The sequence below is a fragment of the Flavobacterium hungaricum genome (genome assembly GCF_015182285.1).
Taxonomy (GTDB): domain Bacteria; phylum Bacteroidota; class Bacteroidia; order Flavobacteriales; family Flavobacteriaceae; genus Flavobacterium; species Flavobacterium hungaricum.
In genome coordinates, this window is the sequence record NZ_PRDM01000003.1 from 407,160 (window position 1) to 425,844 (window position 18,685).

Genomic DNA, 18,685 nt, shown 5'->3' on the forward strand with positions numbered 1-18,685 from the left:
TTAAACAGATTTTTTAAATTTAATCTGCTCAATCTGCGAGAAAAATTTAAACGCAAAGCTTGGAAAAATCCATTAAATCAGTAAAATCTGTGGCAAACATCAAAAAACATAAATTCAAAATACAACCAAAATGAATCTGAAAATTAAATATTTATACGCCTTAAGTGCAAGCTTTTTATTGACAGCACAAAGCGGATTTTCACAAGCTGCCAAAACAAAAGGCGAACTGCCTGAAATCAAAATTTCTAAAAATCAGCATTATTTTGTTACCGGAGATGAAAAACCATTTTTCTGGCTGGGCGACACAGGCTGGCTGGCATTCGGAAAATTAGACAGAGCAGGAGTAGACAAATATTTTAAAGACAGAAAAGACAAAGGCTTCAACGTCGTTCAGGTGATGGTTTTGCACAATATCAATGCCGTTAACGTGTATGGCGATCCAGCTTTAATCAATGAAGACGTATCAAAACCATTGCTTACGGCAGGAAATGATTTTAAAGATGCAAAACAATACGATTATTGGGATCACGTAGATTATACATTAGAAGTCGCTCGCAAAAACGGAATTTATTTAGCAATGGTTCCGGTTTGGGGAACCAACGTTTCTAAAGGAAATAAAGTAAGCAAAGAACAAGCAATTGTATATGCAAAATTCTTGGCTGACAGATATAAAAACAAAACCAACGTAATCTGGTTAAACGGAGGCGATACGCACGGAAATGAATTTCAGGATATCTGGAATGCCATCGGGAATACTTTAAAAACCAATAATCCAAACCAGTTAGTGACTTTTCACCCGTTTGGAAGAACCGATTCTTCGGAGAATTTCCACAACGCAAAATGGCTGGATTTCAATATGTTTCAATCAGGACACAGAAGATACGATCAGGATTCAATAAAAACGAATTTCAAAGAAGACAATTACAAATTTGTGCTTAGAGATTTCGACTTAAAACCAACAAAACCTACACTTGATGGAGAACCATCTTACGAAGCAATTCCGCACGGTTTACACGACACTTTACAGCCAAAATGGACCGCAAATGATATTCGCCGTTACGGATATTGGTCAGTTCTATCAGGTGCTGCAGGTTATACGTACGGACACAACGCTGTAATGCAAATGTTCAGGAAAGGCGACAAACCAGCATACGGAAACAAAGAATTATGGACATCAGCGATTAACGCACCAGGCGCGAAGCAGATGGTTTATATTAAGAAATTAATGGAAAGGTACAGCTCTCCAGATAGAATTCCAGATCAAAGTTTAATTGCTAATCAAGGCGAAAAATATGATTACTTAGCGGCAATAAGAGGCACTAGTTTCGCTTTGATTTATACTTATAATGGCCGAAAAATTTCTCTAAATATGGGGAAAATATTAGGTGATAATGTTTATGCAAGTTGGTATAATCCAAGAAGCGGTGAGCTAAAAAATATTGGAGCTTTCGAAAATAAAGGAGTAAAAGATTTTCAACCAATTGGGAAAAAAGTTGATGGAAACGATTGGGTACTTATTTTAGAATCTGAAGAATAAATAAACTCATACATAAAAAAAAAGTGAATTCGTGGCAATAACCACAATCTTGTCATTTCGACGAAGGAGAAATCTTCGTTAGTAGCTCCGTATGATTGAGCTACTTTGTAGAGTTTCTTGCGAAGATTTCTCCTTCGTCGAAATGACAAAAAATGAGAACAAAAATACTCTCGCAGATTTCGCAGATCAAGCAGATAAAATGGAATTCTTTTAATCTGCGAAATCATTTGTAAAGAAAAAAATCTGCACAATCTGCCAGATCTGCGAGAGTAAAATATTGCACGCAGATTTAAAAAGATTTAAGCAGATAAAACAGATTTTTAAATTATCTGCGCTAATCTGCCAAAATCAGCAGAATCTGCGTGAAACCAAAAACAACATAACCATGAAAAATATACTAATTATCCTCTGCTTCATAACCGGACTTAATACCGCTTTCGCAAACGACGGTTGGTTAAACATCCTAAACGAAGGAGGAAACAACAAAGGAATAAAATGCACCCAAGCCATTCAAAATGCAATTGAAAAAGCCTCTAAAAACGGTGGCGGAACGATCTTTTTCCCTGCGGGAGAATATCTTACGGGAGCATTAACTCTAAAAAGCAACATCACGATTCATTTGGATTCAGGCGCACTTTTAAAGTTTTCAGAAAATTTTGATGACTATCTGCCTTATGTAGAAATGCGTTACGAAGGAATTGTAATGAAAAGTTTCCAGCCTTTATTTTATGCTAAAGATGTAGAAAACATCACCATTAAAGGAAGAGGCGTAATCGACGGACAAGGAAAAGCGTGGTGGAATGAAGTGTACCGAATCGAAACAGCTAAAGAACCGCTTCCTCCAACCAAATACCAAACCATGTGGGAAGAGCAAAACAAAGGCCTGTACACAGAGCCGTATTACAAAAGAACCGTTGATAAAAAATTCTTCAGACCATCTTTTTTTCAGGCTTACAACTGTAAAAACATTTTAATAGAAGGCGTTACGTTTCAAAATTCACCTTTTTGGACCATCAATCCTGAGTTTTGTGATAATGTAACGGTAACCGGAATTTCGATTTTTAATCCGCATTCGCCAAATACAGACGGGATCAATCCTTCGTCTTGCACCAATGTTCATATTTCAAATTGTCATATCAGCGTTGGAGACGATTGTATTACGATTAAATCTGGAAGAGACGGCGACGGACGTAAATACGGAAAAGCGACTGAAAATGTTACGATTACCAATTGTACAATGTTAAGCGGTCATGGCGGCGTTGTTATTGGAAGTGAAATGTCTGGCGGAATCAAGAAAATTACGATTTCAAACTGTGTTTTCGACGGAACAGATCGAGGAATCCGTATCAAAGCAGCACGTGGACGCGGCGGTGTTGTAGAAGATATTCGCGTTGATAATATCGTCATGAAAAACATTAAAGAAGAAGCAATTGTACTAAGCCTTTTCTACGATAAAGATACCAAAGTAGAACCTGTAACCGAGAAAACACCGATTTTCAGAAACATTCACATGAGCAATATTACAGCTTCAAACGTGAACAAAGCAGGACAAATTTTAGGAATTACCGAAATGCCGATTCAAAACATCACTTTCTCCAACATCAATATGGACGGAAAAGAAGGTTTTACAGTTAACACGGCGACAGATGTTGAATTTCATGATGTAAAAGTAAATGCAACGATTGGTTCTTCTTTCAAAATATCAGATTCAAAAAATGTTATTTTAGACAATGCTGGATCTTCAACACCAATTAAAAATGTTCCGGTTATCAAGTTAGATAATGTTTCTAATGTGTTGATTAATAATAATTTTCCATTCAATGCTACGGATGTTTTCATCGAAGCAAACGGAAAAGAAACAAAGAATGTTTTCCTAAAAAATAATGTTTTTAACAATGTAACAACATCGATTAAAAAAGGAAAAGATTTAGAAAAAAAAGCAATTACAGAATAGAAAAATCAAAATAGTATAACACAGATTTCACGGATTTACACCAATTTAATTCGTGTTAATTAGTGAAATTGGTGTTTAATTGGACAACATGAAAAAAATAGTCATCATAGTAACCTTTTTCCTTTTTGCGATTAGTTATTCGCAGAAAAAGAAAGATTTATACCTTTTTACGTCATTTCGTGAACCAGCAACAGAAGGTTTATATCTGGCATACAGCGAAGACGGTTACAACTGGAAAGGTCTGGAAGGCTCATTCTTAAAACCTGAAATCGGCGCAAGCAAAATTATGCGTGATCCGTCCATCACAAAAGGAGCAGACGGAACCTATCACATGGTTTGGACAACCGACTGGAAAGGCGGAAATGGTTTTGGGTATGCAAGTTCTAAAGATTTAATTCATTGGTCAAAGCAAGAATATATTCCGGTAATGAAAAACGAACCGGAAGTGGTAAACGTTTGGGCGCCGGAAATTTTTTACGATGATGTCAAAAAGGAATACATCATTATTTGGGCATCCACAATTCCGTTCCGATTTGAAAAAGGTGTTGAGGAAGAAAAAAACAATCACAGAATGTATTATGTAACGACAAAAGATTTCAAAACATTCTCTGATACAAAATTATATTACGAACCAGGTTTCAGCGTAATTGACTGTGTGATTGTAAAGAAAGGAAAAAAAGATTATGTTTTGGTTCTGAAAGACAACACCAGACCCATGCGAAACATAAAAGTAGCTTTCGGAAAATCTCCTTTAGGACCATTCAGCAAAAGTTCAGAACCCTTGACAGAATATTTATCAGAAGGACCAACGGTGGTGAAAGTGGGTAAAAAATGGATGTTGTATTATGACAATTACGGTTCAAAAAATTATAAAGCCTTAAGTACTTCAGATTTTGTTCATTTTGAAGATGTTTCGTCAAAAATTAGTCTTCCAGAAGGACACAAACATGGAACGATTACCACAATCTCTGAAGAAGTTTTAAAAGGTTTGAAAGAAAAGAAATAAATAAAAAATCTGCCAAATCTGCTAAATCTGCGATAGTAAATTTTTTTCCCGCAGATTTAGCAGATAAAAGAAATAGTTAGAAAAATTTCACGCAGATTTAAAATGATTTAAGCAGATGAAGCAGATTTTTTAATTTTAAAAACAAAAAAATCTTTTTAAATCAGCCAGAATCTGTCAAATCTGCGTGAAACAAAAAACATAAAGAATGATTGCTTTCCTAAAAATAAAAACCAACCTCTTAACTACAGCCACAATTCTATTGATTGGTACAGCTGTAAATTCGCAGAATGACACCGTTCGTTACGTTGGTAAAACACTTTCAAATGTTGATTATCATCACGGACAGTTAAGTCCGGCAGTAGGAGTTCACGCTACGCAGATTATGCGTGCGAGCAGAGAACATCCGGAAAAAGCCGATGGTTTTGGCTGGACATACAATCATCAGCCTACAATGGCGTATTGGAATGATACTTTTTATTTACAGTATTTAAGTGATCCTGCGGGCGAGCATATTCCGCCAAGCCAGACGCTGATTATGACTTCAAAAGACGGTGTAAGCTGGAAAATGCCAAAAGTAATTTTTCCAATTTATCATATTCCGGATGGATGGAAAAAAGAAGGCGTCGAAGGCGTTGCTAAAAATCTGGACGCGATTATGCACCAGAGAATGGGCTTTTATACTTCAAAAGACAAACGACTTTTTGCTTTGGCGTATTACGGAATTGCGATGGATGAAAAAGACGATCCAAATGACGGAAAAGGAATTGGACGTGTAATTCGCGAAATCAAAAAAGACGGCAGTTTTGGCGAAATTTATTTCATCAGATACAATAAATCCTGGGATAAATCGAAATCGGCTTTTCCATTCTATACGCAGGCAAAAGACAAAGGTTTGAAAAAAGCCTGCGAAGAAATTTTATCTGATCCGTTGGTTTTACAGCAATGGGTAGAAGAAGCCGATCGTGATGACGAATTGATTCCGCTAAAGAAACCTTATAAAGCTTTAAGTTCTTACCATCTGCCAAACGGTGATGTTGTAGGTTTATGGAAGCACGCTTTGACTTCGATTAGTAAAGATGGAGGAAAAACATGGGAATACACTCCCGTTCGTGCTCCCGGTTTTGTAAACAGCAATGCTAAAATCTGGGGACAAAAAACGTCTGATAATCGTTATGCGACCGTTTACAATCCATCAGAATACCGCTGGCCTTTGGCAATTTCAACAAGTGATGACGGATTAAATTATAAAGATTTACTATTAGTTCACGGCGAAATTAGTCCGATGCGTTATGGCGGCAACTACAAATCAGCAGGGCCTCAATACGTTCGAGGTATTTCAGAAGGTGACGGAAGTCCGCCTGACGGAAAACTTTGGGTAAGTTACAGTGTAAACAAAGAAGATATTTGGGTAGCATCGATTCCGGTCCCGGTTACTTCGCTTGTGACAGAAAATGCAAATGATGTTTTCAGTAATCTTCCTGACGGACAAGAATTAAAGTTATGGAATACCTATGATTTATCTTGGGCTTCAACCAAAATCGAAAAGAAAGACGGCAAAAAATGGCTGACTTTAAGAGATCAGGATTATTTTGATTATGCGCGTGCAGAACGTGTTGTTCCGTTTGCAGAAAAAATGGAAGTAACTTTTACAGTTAAACCAGAGCAGAATAATCACGGTTTATTACAAGTTGAATTTCAGAATAAACAAGGATTGCCAGCCGTAAGATTAACTTTTGATTCGGATGGGCAGTTGAAAACAAAAACGGGAGCGCGTTTCAATACGATTGCAAAATACGAAGCTGGAAAAGAGTATAAAGTAAATGTAAAACTGAACGTTAAAACCCGTTCGTACACTGTAAAAGTAAACGACGAAAAAGAATCAACGAGAATTTTTTATGCTCCGGTTGATGGTTTTGAGCGAATTATGTTCCGCACAGGCGAGCAAAGATATACGCCAAATCCGGACACAGCACCAGATACAGATGATTACGACGATCTGCCTCAAACGGGAAAATTAATCCCGGAAGCTGTATTCAATATTGAATCGTTGATAACGAAAAAGTTATAAAACAAAATAGCCACGAATTCACGAATTATTTATCAATGTGGGTGTAATTTATTTGCAGCAGGTTGATATGATTTCACTGATAATTCGAATTATTAAACACAAAGATAAATTAGAGTTAATTTGTGAATTCGTGGCAAAAAAATATATAAAGTGAAGTTTTTTAAAAATATAGTATTAGCAATTTGTCTTTTAGTAACCTTAGTTTCTAAAGGACAAATTTTGCCTGTACATTTAACAACAGAAATGGCTGACAATCCATTAGCCGTAATTCAGAATCAGCCGAGATTGAGCTGGAAGCTGGTTTCAAAAGAATCCGATGCATCACAGATTGCTTATTTGATTTTGGTTGCTTCTTCGGAGGAAAAACTAAATAATGATGATGGAGATATCTGGAATACGGGAAGAGTAAATACAGATAAAAATCTGCATATTATTTATAGCGGAAAGCCATTAAAAAGCGAAACCAAATATTTCTGGAAAGTGAAAGTTTGGAATCAATCAGGAAAAGTTTCAAAATGGAGTAGAACGGCTTCTTTTAGAACCGCTTCATTAGAATCAGATTTGAATCCGATTTGGATTGGTGCGATTACCAAAGCCGACAGTCATTTACCGGAAGGAAGAAATTACCACACAGCCACTTTCAACAGAGAAAAAAAGAATTCGTTTATCAATGCTTCAGATTCGCTGTCGCGCAGAAGTATCATGCTTCGTAAACCTTTTGAAGTAAAAAAAGAAATCAAGGAAGCGGTTGTTTATATTTCAGGTTTAGGACATTATGAATTGACTATCAATGGTAAAAAAGTTGGAAACAGCCAATTTGCACCTTTATGGACAGATTATGATAAAACGATCAATTACAATGTTTACGAATTAAGCGCAAAAGAATTTCAAAAAGGCGATAACGTAATTGGTGTTTTGTTAGGAAACGGAATGTACAATACACTTGCCGAAAGATATACCAAATTCTTCGTGAGTTTTGGCCCGCCTACTTTATTCTTCAAAATGAAAATTAGTTATAATGATGGTTCAGAAGAAATTATAAATTCAGACAGAAGCTGGAAATACAGTAAAAGTCCGATTACCTACAACAGTATTTTTGGGGGAGAAGATTACAACGCCAATTTAGAACAAAAAGGCTGGAACAGAAAAGGTTTCAAAGATGCAGACTGGAAAAAAGTTGTAATTCAGGAAGCCCCAAAAGGAGTTTTAATACCGCAGACAGCACGGCCGGTTACAATTCAGAAGCAATACGAAGTAAAAACCGTAAAAGAGTTAAAACCGAATTTCTATGTTTTTGATATGGGACAGAATCTTTCTGGATTTCCAACTATCAAAGTAAAAGGAAAAAAAGGACAGACGATTCGGGTTTGGGTTGCCGAAGGTTTAAATGAAGAAGGAACAATTGCTCAGGGAAGATCCGGAAAACCATACTATTACGATTATACTTTAAAAGGAAAAGACGTAGAAGAATGGACACCAAAATTCAGTTTCTACGGTTATCAATATGTTCAGATTGAAAACATTAATTATAAAGAAGATAAGAATAAGGAACTTCCAACTTTAGTAGAGTTAAAATCGAATTTCATTTATAATTCGGCGGGAGAAGCAGGAAGTTTTGCCTGTTCGAATGAGATTTTCAATAAAACACACGAGCTGATTAATAATTCGATAAAAAGTAATTTCCAAAGCGTTTTTACCGATTGTCCGCAGCGTGAAAAATTAGGCTGGCTGGAAGAAATTCATTTAAATGGTCCGGGTTTAATGTTCAATTATAATTTGCAGACTTTCATTCCTGCAACGATGCACAATATTTCTGATTCACAACGCGATAACGGATTAATTCCGACCATCGTTCCTGAATATGTAATTTTTGGCGGTGACTTTACCGATTCACCGGAATGGGGCGTAACAGGCGTAATTCTCCCTTGGATGTATTATGAATATTACGGCGATGCTTCTTTATTGGAAAAATATTTTCCTGTAATGAAAAAGTATGTAGATTATCTAGGAACAAAAGCAGAAAATCATATTGTATCGCACGGATTAGGCGACTGGTACGATTACGGAACGCATGCAGCGGGATATTCAAAAAACAGTCCGATTGCGCTTTCGGCTACTTCGCATTATTATTATGGCGCTTATTTAGTGGCAAAAGCAGCTAAAATGTTGGGAAAAACAGAAGATATATCTAAATACGAAACCTTGGCTTCTGAAATCAAAACGGCTTTTAATGCAAAATTTTTCAATCCAGAAACCAAACAATACGGCACAAACAGTCAGTTTAGTAATGCTGTTCCGGTTTTTATGAATATCGTAGAATCGCAATATAAAGAGGCTGTAATGCAGAATTTATTGGCTGACATCAAAGAAAAAGGGGATCGTTTGACAACAGGAGATGTTGGAAATCGTTATTTATTCCAGACTCTGGCGAGAAACGGCGAGAACGAAACCATGTACAAAATGCACAATCATTACGATGCGCCGGGTTATGGTTTTCAGATTAAATTTGGTTTAACGACTTTAACGGAACAATGGGATCCGAGAAAAGGAAATTCGTGGAATCATTTTATGCTGGGTCAGATTGAAGAATGGTTTTATCAAAGTTTAGCCGGAATTATGGCCGATCCAGAAAAACCGGGCTTCAAACATTTCTTTATTCAGCCGGAAGTAGTGGGCGATATGACTTTCGCGAAAGCGGATTATCAATCGGTTTACGGAAAAATTGTTTCGTCTTGGGAAAAGAAAGATGGTAAATTTATTCTGAATGTTGAAATTCCGGTGAATACAACGGCAACAATAAAATTACCCGTTTCTAAAAATTCGGAAATAAAGATTGATAATAAAAAAGTTAGAGCAGGTTTTGATGGAACGAAACCGACTTTAGAATTAGGTTCAGGAAAATATACAATAGAATGCACACTATAGAACGCGGATGAAACGGATTTACTTCGTAAAGACGCGGATAAAAACGGATTATTTTGAAAGAAAATAAAAAAAAATCCGCTTAAATCAGCGTTTTCGCGATAGCGAATCCGTGTCATCCGTGTGCCAATTACAACAATATCAAAATGAAAAGAATAAAATACATCTTCTTAGTTTCCATTTTTGCTTTGACATTTGCCAATGCACAAAGCACTTCTGATACTAATTTTAGAAAACCGGTTTCAGAAACTTTAAAGAAAATCGAAACCGTTTTTAATGTCACGATTAACGACGACCGAGGTCTGTTAAAAGGAAAAGAACTCGATTATGCCGACTGGAGAATTGAACCCGGAAATCTAGCTATTTCGTTAACTAACATTCTGGCTCCGTTTGAATTGATGTATTTCAAACAGCCGGATGGAACCTACATTATTCGTAAATATGAAAACCATAAAGTTTCAGTTGATAAAGGAAAAGAACGTTTGTTCTACTTAGAAAGCCTTTATTCGACTAAAGAACAATGGGAAAAACGTAAAACGGAGTTAAAAGCTTGTATGATAACCTCATTTGGATTAGAAAAGGCTCCCCCAATGCCAAAATCTAAACCACTTTTAACTCCAAAGAGAATTTATAAAGATTACAGCGTAGAAAATATCGCTTTGGAAATCTTGCCGGGTGTTTATGCAACGGGTTCGATATACAAACCGTATCCGCTAAATAAAAAAGCAGCAGTTATTTTAACTCCTGACGGACATTTTGGCGACGGAAGATATAGAAAAGACGAGCAGTACCGTTGTGCAATTATGGCTAAAATGGGCGCAATTGTTGTGGCGTATGATTTATTTGCATGGGGAGAATCATTGCTTCAATTTCCGGAAGAAACGCACAGAAACAGTATTGCATCGACAGTTCAGGTTTTAACCGGAATACGTTTTCTGGATTATTTGGCAACGGTAAAAAATGCTGATATGTCAAGAGTTGGTGTTACAGGTGGTTCTGGCGGAGGTTCGCATACGATGTTTTTAGCTGCAATTGATGACAGGGTAAAAGTTTCTGCTCCTGTTGTAATGGTTTCATCTCATTTCTCAGGCGGTTGTCCTTGTGAAAGCGGTCGCGGGATTCACTTATGCGGCAACGGAACAAACAATGCTGAGATCTCAGCAATGATGGCGCCAAAACCACAATTAATTGTTTCAGATGGAAAAGACTGGACCTTGGCAGTTCCAGAACTGGAATTTCCTTTTATCCAAAGAACGTATGAATTGTACGGTAAGAAAGATTTAGTCGAAAATGCTCATTTTGCAAAAGAAGGACATGATTTTGGAGTTTCAAAACGTATGGCTTTGTATCCGTTTATGGCGAAATATTTAAATCTAGATTTGAATAAAGTGAAGAATGATAAAGGCGAAATCGACGAATCGACTTGTGTGATTGAGCCAAAAGAAAAGCTGTTTGTTTTTGGAGATAAAGGCGAAAATCTGCCTAAAAATGCTTTGAAAGACATCAACAAATTATATGAAATGTTCGGAGAAAAAAATCTGAAAGTTTACGAGGTTAAGAAGTAAAATAAGTTGCCACGAATTTCACTAATTGGCACGAATTTTTTTGCCACAGATTAATGTGATTTCCATAGATTAAAAATCTGCCCGATCTGCTAAATCTGCGGGAAAAAATTACTCTTGCAGATTTAGCAGATTATGCAGATAAAAAAATCATTTTAATCGTTTTGATCTGTGGCAAAAAATTAGAGAAATTGAAATAAAAATTAAAAAAGAAATTAGTGCCAATTCGTGTAATTCGTGGCAAAAAATATATCAAGATGAAATTAAAAATTAAAATTACGGCGATTTGTTTTGGGATTTTTTCGCTTACAGCAACAGCGCAAAGCGATCTCAAATTATGGTACGATAAACCGGCTGCAATCTGGAACGAAGCTTTGCCATTAGGAAATGGTCGTTTGGGGGCGATGGTTTTTGGTGATCCGGCGGTGGAGCGTTTGCAATTGAATGAAGAAACTATTTGGGCAGGTTCTCCAAACAGCAATGCACATTCCAAATCAATCGAGGCTTTGCCAAAAGTAAGACAGCTTATTTTTGACGGCAAATTTGATGAAGCGCAGGATTTGGCAACAAGAGATATTATGTCGCAAACCAATGACGGAATGCCGTACCAAACTTTTGGGAGCGTTTATATTTCATTCGCAGGACATCAAAAATATACCGATTATTACCGTGATTTAGATATCAGCAACGCAACTGCAAAAGTAAAATACAAGGTAAACGGTGTCGAATTTACAAGAGAAATTCTAACCGCATTTTCAGATCAGGTTATTGTGGTAAAACTTTCGGCGAGTCAGCCGGGACAGATTACCTGCAATGTTTTCATGAACAGTCCGATTGATAAAACAGTGGCTTCGACAGAAGGGAACCAAATTATACTTTCGGGTTTAGGGACTAATTTTGAAGGTGTAAAAGGAAAAGTAAAATTTCAGGGCCGTTTAACCGCTAAAAATAAAGGCGGCGAAATTAACGCCAGCAACGGAATCTTAAGTATTAACAAAGCCGATGAAGTGACTTTGTATATTTCGATTGCAACTAATTTTAAAAATTATCAGGATATATCGGGTGATGAAATTGCAAAAAGCAAAGACTATTTGGCCAAAGCCGAAGCAAAAGATTTTGAAAGGATAAAGAAAGCCCACGTTGATTTTTATCAAAAGTTCTTCAACAGAGTGTCTTTAAATTTAGGCTCGAATGATTTAGTGAAGCAGCCAACAAACGAAAGAATCCGCGACTTCTCGAAACAATTTGATCCGCAATTGGCTGCATTGTATTTTCAGTTTGGACGTTATCTTTTAATTTCGAGTTCACAGCCGGGCGGTCAGCCGGCGAATTTGCAGGGAATTTGGAATGATATGGTGACGCCGCCCTGGGATAGTAAATACACGACAAACATCAATGCCGAAATGAATTACTGGCCTGCACAGGTAACCAATCTTCAGGAAATGCACGAACCTTTTGTTCAAATGGCAAAAGAATTAAGTATTACGGGCGCAGAAACTGCGAAAATGATGTACAATGCCAGCGGTTGGGTTTTACACCACAATACCGATATCTGGCGTGTAACGGCTCCGGTAGATTCTGCGGCATCGGGAATGTGGCCGACAGGCGGTGCGTGGGTTTGTCAGGATTTATGGGAAAGATATTTGTATACAGGTGATAAAAAATATCTGGCAGAAATTTATCCTATTATGAAAGGTGCTGCCGATTTCTTCCTTGATTTTATGGTGATCGATCCGAATACAAAATATTTGGTGGTTGTTCCTTCAAGTTCTCCCGAAAACACACATGCAGGCGGAACAGGAAAAGCGACAATTGCCTCTGGAACTACAATGGACAATCAGCTGATTTTTGATTTGTTTACGCATGTTATTGAGGCTTCAAAATTGGTTTCTCCGGATGCAGCTTATGTGAAAAAAGTAAGTGATGCTTTGGCAAAAATGCCTCCAATGAAAATTGGAAAACACAGTCAGTTACAAGAATGGCAGGAGGATTGGGATAATCCAAAAGACAATCACCGACACGTTTCGCATTTATACGGATTGTATCCGAGTAATCAGATTTCGGCGATTAAAACGCCTGAATTGTTTGAAGCAGCCAAACAATCGTTGATTTACAGAACAGACGAATCTACAGGCTGGTCGATGGGATGGAAAGTAAATTTGTGGGCCCGACTTTTAGACGGAAATCACGCTTATAAATTAATTCAGGATCAATTACATTTGGTAACAGCCGATCAAAGAAAAGGCGGCGGAACGTATCCGAATATGTTAGATGCACATCAGCCGTTTCAAATTGATGGTAACTTTGGATGCACAGCCGGTTTTGCAGAAATGTTAATGCAGAGTCAGGAAGATGCGATACATTTATTGCCGGCTTTACCAAACGTGTGGAAAGACGGAAGTATAAAAGGTCTGGTGGCCAGAGGCGGATTTGTAATTGATATGACTTGGAAAAACAATAAGGTTTCGGAGTTGAAAATCTATTCGAAAATTGGAGGAAACTGTAGATTGAAAGTTGAAAATACTTTAAAAGGAAATTCGCTTAAAAAAGCAAAAGGCAAAAATCGAAATCCGCTGTTTTATGATGTGGAAGTAAAGAAACCGATTATTTCTGATGAGGCGAAACTAGGAAAAGTAAAACTGCCAAATTACACTATTTACGATGTGAATATGAAAGCAGGGCAGACGTATACTTTTACGGGGAATTGATTTTTTTGAAACCATATAAGTAATATAAGTTTTACAACTATTACGTCAGTTTTGTCATTCCGAGGAACGAGGAATCTCCGCGAGTAACTCCTTAAAGAGAATCGCCAATCTTTGTCGAGCCTCTAACGAAGATTTCTCCTTCGTCGAAATGACAAAAATGAGGAAAATTGAATTATCAGAAATACCTACAAGGTCTTGGAAACCTTGCGGGAGTGAGAAACCTGAAAACCTTGGAGGAGTGGGAAACCGCAAAGTTCTCTCGCGTGAGGGATGGAAGTGGAGCTCTCCCGATTTTTCATCGGGAAGCGGGAACGGACAGCCCGGCCCGGAGGGACACGCCCAAATAATGAATTTTATAATTAGATTTTAAATATGTTACATCATTTTAAATACAAAATAATTGCTTTATTTATCTTAGTCTCAACTTTAAATATAAGTTGTAAATCGGGTGCAGAGCATTCTCAAAAAGGAAATGCAGTTATTTTAAAAGAAAAAAACTTCAAACATTATGTTGATTATTTCAACACGATGGAAGATGAAAATTTGAAATTTGCGATTCCGAATGACAGTGCGTGGACTTGGATGGAAAAGAATATTCCGTTGTTTGAATGTCCGCAGCAGAATTTTGAGGAGATTTATTATTTCCGTTGGTGGAGTGCGAGAAAGCATATTAAAAAAACGCCACAGGGATTTGCGATTACCGAGTTTTTGGTAGATCGTTCGTATGCAGATAAATACAACATGATCAGTTGTGCTTTGGGGCATCATATTAACGAATTCAGATGGGTTCATGATCCTAAATATATTGAGCAGGACGTTCATTTATGGTTTAGAGGGAATGATGGTAAACCAATGAAAAAATTGCGAACTTTTAGCAGTTGGACGGCTGATGCTTTGTATAATAGATATTTAGTAAATAAAGACGAAAAGTTTTTATTGGATATGTATCCTGATTTATTTGCAGAATATATAGCTTGGGAAGAAGACAGACAACGAAAAGATGGTTTGTTTTGGCAATATGATGTAAAAGATGGAATGGAAGAATCGCTTAGCGGAGCTAGAAAATTTAGAAATGCCCGCCCAACAATTAATAGTTATATGTTTGGAAATGCAGTAGCGTTGTCTAAAATGGCGGCTATGAAAGGCGATAAAGCAGGAGAAATAGTATTCAAAGCTAGAGCTGCTGTTTTGCAGCAATTAGTCGAAACCAAATTATGGAACGCTAAAAGCGAGTTCTTCGAAACTTTAACAGAAAAAGATACATTAGCACAGGTTAGAGAAGCGATCGGATTTATTCCGTGGTATTTTAATCTTCCTGAAAAAGGGAAAGGTTTTGAAAAAGCGTGGGAACAAATTAAGGACGAAAAAGGATTTTCGGCACCATTTGGTTTGACAACGGCCGAAAGAAGAAGTCCGCGTTTTAGAACTCACGGAACCGGAACCTGCGAGTGGGACGGAGCGATATGGCCTTTTGCAAGTTCGCAGACGTTAACGGCATTAGCGAATGTTTTGAATAATTATGATCAGAATTTTGTGGCTAAGACGGATTATTTCAAACAAATGGATTTGTATGTGCAGTCACAATATTACAGAGGGAAGCCGTATGTTGGTGAGTATTTGGACGAAACGACAGGTTATTGGCTAATGGGCGACAGAGAAAGAAGCCGTTATTATAATCACTCGACTTTTAACGATTTGATGATTACAGGATTGGTTGGTTTGCGCCCGAGAGCAGATGAAAAGATTGAAGTGAATCCGTTGATTCCGCAGGAAAAATGGGATTGGTTTTGTCTGGATAATGTTTTGTATCACGGCAATATTATTACGATTCTTTGGGATAAAACAGGAGAAAAATATAAAAAAGGAAAAGGCTTCAGGATCTTTAAAAACGGAAAGGAAATTGCTTTTTCTGAGAGATTGGAGAAGTTGGTTTCTGAGTAAATAAATTAGAATAAATATCTTGTCTAAAAATGCTTCGGAGAAGCATAATATTTATAGCCAGATTAGATCCCGTATTATTTAAAGCTCCAGCGGAGCGATACATATTGTAAATTATGCCGCCCCGCTGGGGCTTAATGAACGTACTTTATAAGATCTATAAATATATCGTCCCTTTGGGACTTCCAACATTGACTTTAATAAAAAATCATGAAAAAGTTTTTTTTACATCTAACCATAATCCTCTCACTTTTTACACTTTCGGCGAAAGCCCAAAATAAAATAAGTGTTGTGGATTTAAAATGCGAAATGCTGACGAATCCGGAAGGAATTGACGTTTTACAGCCAAGATTGAGCTGGAAAATAAAAGCAAACGTAAATGATGTCAGACAAAGCCATTATCAAATTTTAGCAGCTTCAACTTTAGAGAAACTAAACGCTGGAACCGGTGATTTATGGGATAGCGGAAAAGTACAAAGTGACGAATCTGTAAACGTAATTTACAACGGAAAAAAGCTAAAAGACAGACAAGATGTTTACTGGAAAATAATTGTTTCTACCAATAAAGGTGAAGTAAAATCAGTAGAATCGGCTCATTTCAGCATCGGGATTTTGACTTATGCCGACTGGAAATCGACTCGTTGGATTGGGTATGAAAAAACTTCTCCGGGCGATAGTATTTCGCAGTATTCTCGATTATCAGCCAGATATTTAAGAAAAGAAATTGACTTGAAAAAGAAAGTCAAAAATGCCAAAGTTTATATCATGGGAATGGGCTTGTACGAGCTGTACATTAACGGAAATAAAATTGGCGATCAGGTTTTGGCTCCCGTTCCTACGGATTACACGAAGAATGTGAAATACAATGTTTTTGATGTTACTTCGCAATTGAAAGAAGGGAAAAATGCATTGGGGACGATTTTAGGAAACGGACGTTTTTTTACGATGCGTCAGGATTATAAACCTTATAAAATTAAAACTTTTGGGTATCCGAAAATGGCTTTGCAGTTGTTTGTAGAATATACCGATGGAAGCAAAGACGTTATTCGCACAGACGATACCTGGAAAATAGCAACAGACGGACCAATCTTGTCGAACAACGAATACGACGGAGAGGAATACGATGCGCGTAAAGAAATGAAAGGCTGGAATACCATTAATTTTGATGATAAAAAATGGTTTTCGGCAGAATATGTTCAGGAACCAGGCGGATTCTATGAAGGACAGATGTCGGCGAATATGAAAATTAAACGCGAAGTAAAACCTATTTCGATTAAACAGACACCAAAAGGAACTTATATCTTAGATATGGGACAGAATATGGTAGGCTGGCTGCAATTGAAAGTGAAAGGAAATGCGGGTGATAAAATCACGATGAAGTTTGCAGAATCTTTACAGCCGGATGGTTCTTTATATATTGCCAATCTGCGCGATGCTAAAACGACAGATATTTACATTTTAAAAGGTGAAGGAGAAGAAGTTTGGGAACCTCGTTTTATTTTTCACGGTTTTAGATTTGTTGAAATTTCAGGTTTTAAAACCAAACCAAGTTTAGAGAATTTTGTTGGAAAAGTGGTTTATGATGATATTGCGACGACAGGAACTTTTGATTCTTCCAACTCGATAATGAATCAGATTTTTAAGAATGCGTGGTGGGGAATCAGCGGAAATTATAAAGGAATGCCAATTGACTGTCCGCAACGAAACGAGCGTCAGCCTTGGTTGGGAGACAGAACAACGGGAGCTTATGGAGAAAGTTTTTTATTTGATAATCAGACTTTATATGCAAAATGGCTCGACGATATTAAAAACGCACAGACTATCGACGGCGGAATTCCGGATGTTGCGCCTGCATTTTGGCGTTATTACGGGGATAATGTAACTTGGCCGGGAACGTATATTACGGTGGCAGATATGCTATATAATCAGTTTGGAGACAAAAAAGTAATTGAAAAACAATATCCGTCTATGAAAAAATGGATGGATTATATGGAAGAAAATTATTTGGTTGATGACATCATGACCAAAGATAAATACGGAGATTGGTGTGTTCCGCCAGAATCTTTGGAGTTAATTCGTTCTAAAGATCCTGCTCGTTTAACAGATGGAGAATTGATCTCGAGTGCCTTTTTCTACCAGCTTTTAAATACGATGAAAAAGTTTGCGGTAATTGCTAATGCTGAAAAAGACATTGCACATTATGAGGATCTGGCTTCAAGAATCAAAAAAGCGTTTAATGCGAAATATTTTAATGCATCACAAAAAACTTACGCCAACAATACCGTAACAGCCAATCTTTTGCCGTTGACTTTCGGAATGGTTCCAGAAGAATTACAGCAAAAAGTATTTGAAAATCTGGTGCACGAGGTTGAAGTCACTAAAAATGGTCATGTAAGCACAGGAGTTATCGGAACGCAGTTTTTAATGCGAACATTAACTAACTTCGGGCGAGGTGATTTGGCTTTTAAATTGGCATCCAATAAAACCTATCCTAGCTGGGGTTATATGGTCGAAAACGGTGCAACCACCATTTGGGAACTTTGGAACGGTAACACTGCAGATCCAGCTATGAATTCGCAAAATCACGTAATGCTTTTGGGTGATTTACTGATTTGGTATTACGAAAATATGGCCGGAATCAAAAGCAATCCTGAAACTCCGGGTTTCAAACAAGTTATTATGAAACCAGATTTTAATGCGGGATTAACTTATGTAAATGCTTCTTACGAATCGATTTATGGAACAATTAAAAGTGATTGGAAAAAAGATAAGAAAGCTTTGGTTTGGAATATTACAATTCCAGCGAATACTTCTGCTGTTGTGTACCTGCCAGCAACAGAAATTTCTGGGGTTTCAATCAATAAAATAAAATTAGATAAAACTTCGTATTCGCATAAAATTGAAAAAAGTAATCTTGCTATTACACTTTCATCAGGAACTTATACTTTAAACGTTAAATAAAAAAGTTTTGTATTTGTAAATCTTCGATT

9 protein-coding genes are annotated in these 18,685 nt (G+C 37.1%); all 9 read left to right on the plus strand.

From position 1 onward, the window contains the following. Positions 1-130 precede the first annotated feature (130 nt). A complete protein-coding gene (locus C4F50_RS14930) occupies positions 131-1,537 on the plus strand; it encodes a glycoside hydrolase family 140 protein (RefSeq protein ID WP_194139452.1) in 1,407 nt (468 codons plus the stop codon). Positions 1,538-1,922: 385 nt separating this feature from the next. Next, positions 1,923-3,491: a glycoside hydrolase family 28 protein gene (locus C4F50_RS14935; RefSeq protein ID WP_194139453.1), complete on the plus strand. Its 1,569-nt coding sequence runs from the start codon at positions 1,923-1,925 to the stop codon at positions 3,489-3,491. A gap of 88 nt (positions 3,492-3,579) precedes the next feature. Next, a complete protein-coding gene (locus C4F50_RS14940) occupies positions 3,580-4,497 on the plus strand; it encodes a glycoside hydrolase family 43 protein (RefSeq protein ID WP_194139454.1) in 918 nt (305 codons plus the stop codon). Positions 4,498-4,702: 205 nt separating this feature from the next. Then, a complete protein-coding gene (locus C4F50_RS14945) occupies positions 4,703-6,565 on the plus strand; it encodes a sialidase/neuraminidase family protein (protein ID WP_194139455.1) in 1,863 nt (620 codons plus the stop codon). A gap of 150 nt (positions 6,566-6,715) precedes the next feature. Beyond that, entirely contained in the window at positions 6,716-9,490 is a 2,775-nt protein-coding gene (locus C4F50_RS14950) for a family 78 glycoside hydrolase catalytic domain (RefSeq protein ID WP_194139456.1), read from the plus strand. 143 nt (positions 9,491-9,633) lie between these two features. Beyond that, positions 9,634-11,052: an acetylxylan esterase gene (locus tag C4F50_RS14955; RefSeq protein ID WP_194139457.1), complete on the plus strand. Its 1,419-nt coding sequence runs from the start codon at positions 9,634-9,636 to the stop codon at positions 11,050-11,052. Positions 11,053-11,306: 254 nt separating this feature from the next. Continuing rightward, positions 11,307-13,757 (plus strand): glycoside hydrolase family 95 protein, encoded by a 2,451-nt coding sequence (locus tag C4F50_RS14960; protein WP_194139458.1) that lies wholly within the window; start codon positions 11,307-11,309, stop codon positions 13,755-13,757. A 372-nt stretch (positions 13,758-14,129) separates the two neighbouring features. Then, positions 14,130-15,698: an MGH1-like glycoside hydrolase domain-containing protein gene (locus tag C4F50_RS14965; protein ID WP_194139459.1), complete on the plus strand. Its 1,569-nt coding sequence runs from the start codon at positions 14,130-14,132 to the stop codon at positions 15,696-15,698. 207 nt (positions 15,699-15,905) lie between these two features. Continuing rightward, on the plus strand, positions 15,906-18,656 hold the full coding sequence (locus tag C4F50_RS14970; RefSeq protein ID WP_194139460.1) for a glycoside hydrolase family 78 protein: 2,751 nt from the start codon (positions 15,906-15,908) through the stop codon (positions 18,654-18,656). The last annotated feature ends 29 nt before the right edge of the window (positions 18,657-18,685 follow it).

What these genes read in the sequence shown, in the direction of transcription:
- C4F50_RS14935 (WP_194139453.1), top strand. Translation starts at nt 1,923, where the DNA reads ATGAAAAATATACTAATTATCCTCTGCTTCATAACCGGACTTAATACC.
- C4F50_RS14945 (WP_194139455.1), top strand. Translation starts at nt 4,703, where the DNA reads ATGATTGCTTTCCTAAAAATAAAAACCAACCTCTTAACTACAGCCACA.
- C4F50_RS14940 (WP_194139454.1), top strand. Translation starts at nt 3,580, where the DNA reads ATGAAAAAAATAGTCATCATAGTAACCTTTTTCCTTTTTGCGATTAGT.
- C4F50_RS14965 (WP_194139459.1), top strand. Translation starts at nt 14,130, where the DNA reads ATGTTACATCATTTTAAATACAAAATAATTGCTTTATTTATCTTAGTC.
- C4F50_RS14970 (WP_194139460.1), top strand. Translation starts at nt 15,906, where the DNA reads ATGAAAAAGTTTTTTTTACATCTAACCATAATCCTCTCACTTTTTACA.
- C4F50_RS14930 (WP_194139452.1), top strand. Translation starts at nt 131, where the DNA reads ATGAATCTGAAAATTAAATATTTATACGCCTTAAGTGCAAGCTTTTTA.
- C4F50_RS14955 (WP_194139457.1), top strand. Translation starts at nt 9,634, where the DNA reads ATGAAAAGAATAAAATACATCTTCTTAGTTTCCATTTTTGCTTTGACA.
- C4F50_RS14960 (WP_194139458.1), top strand. Translation starts at nt 11,307, where the DNA reads ATGAAATTAAAAATTAAAATTACGGCGATTTGTTTTGGGATTTTTTCG.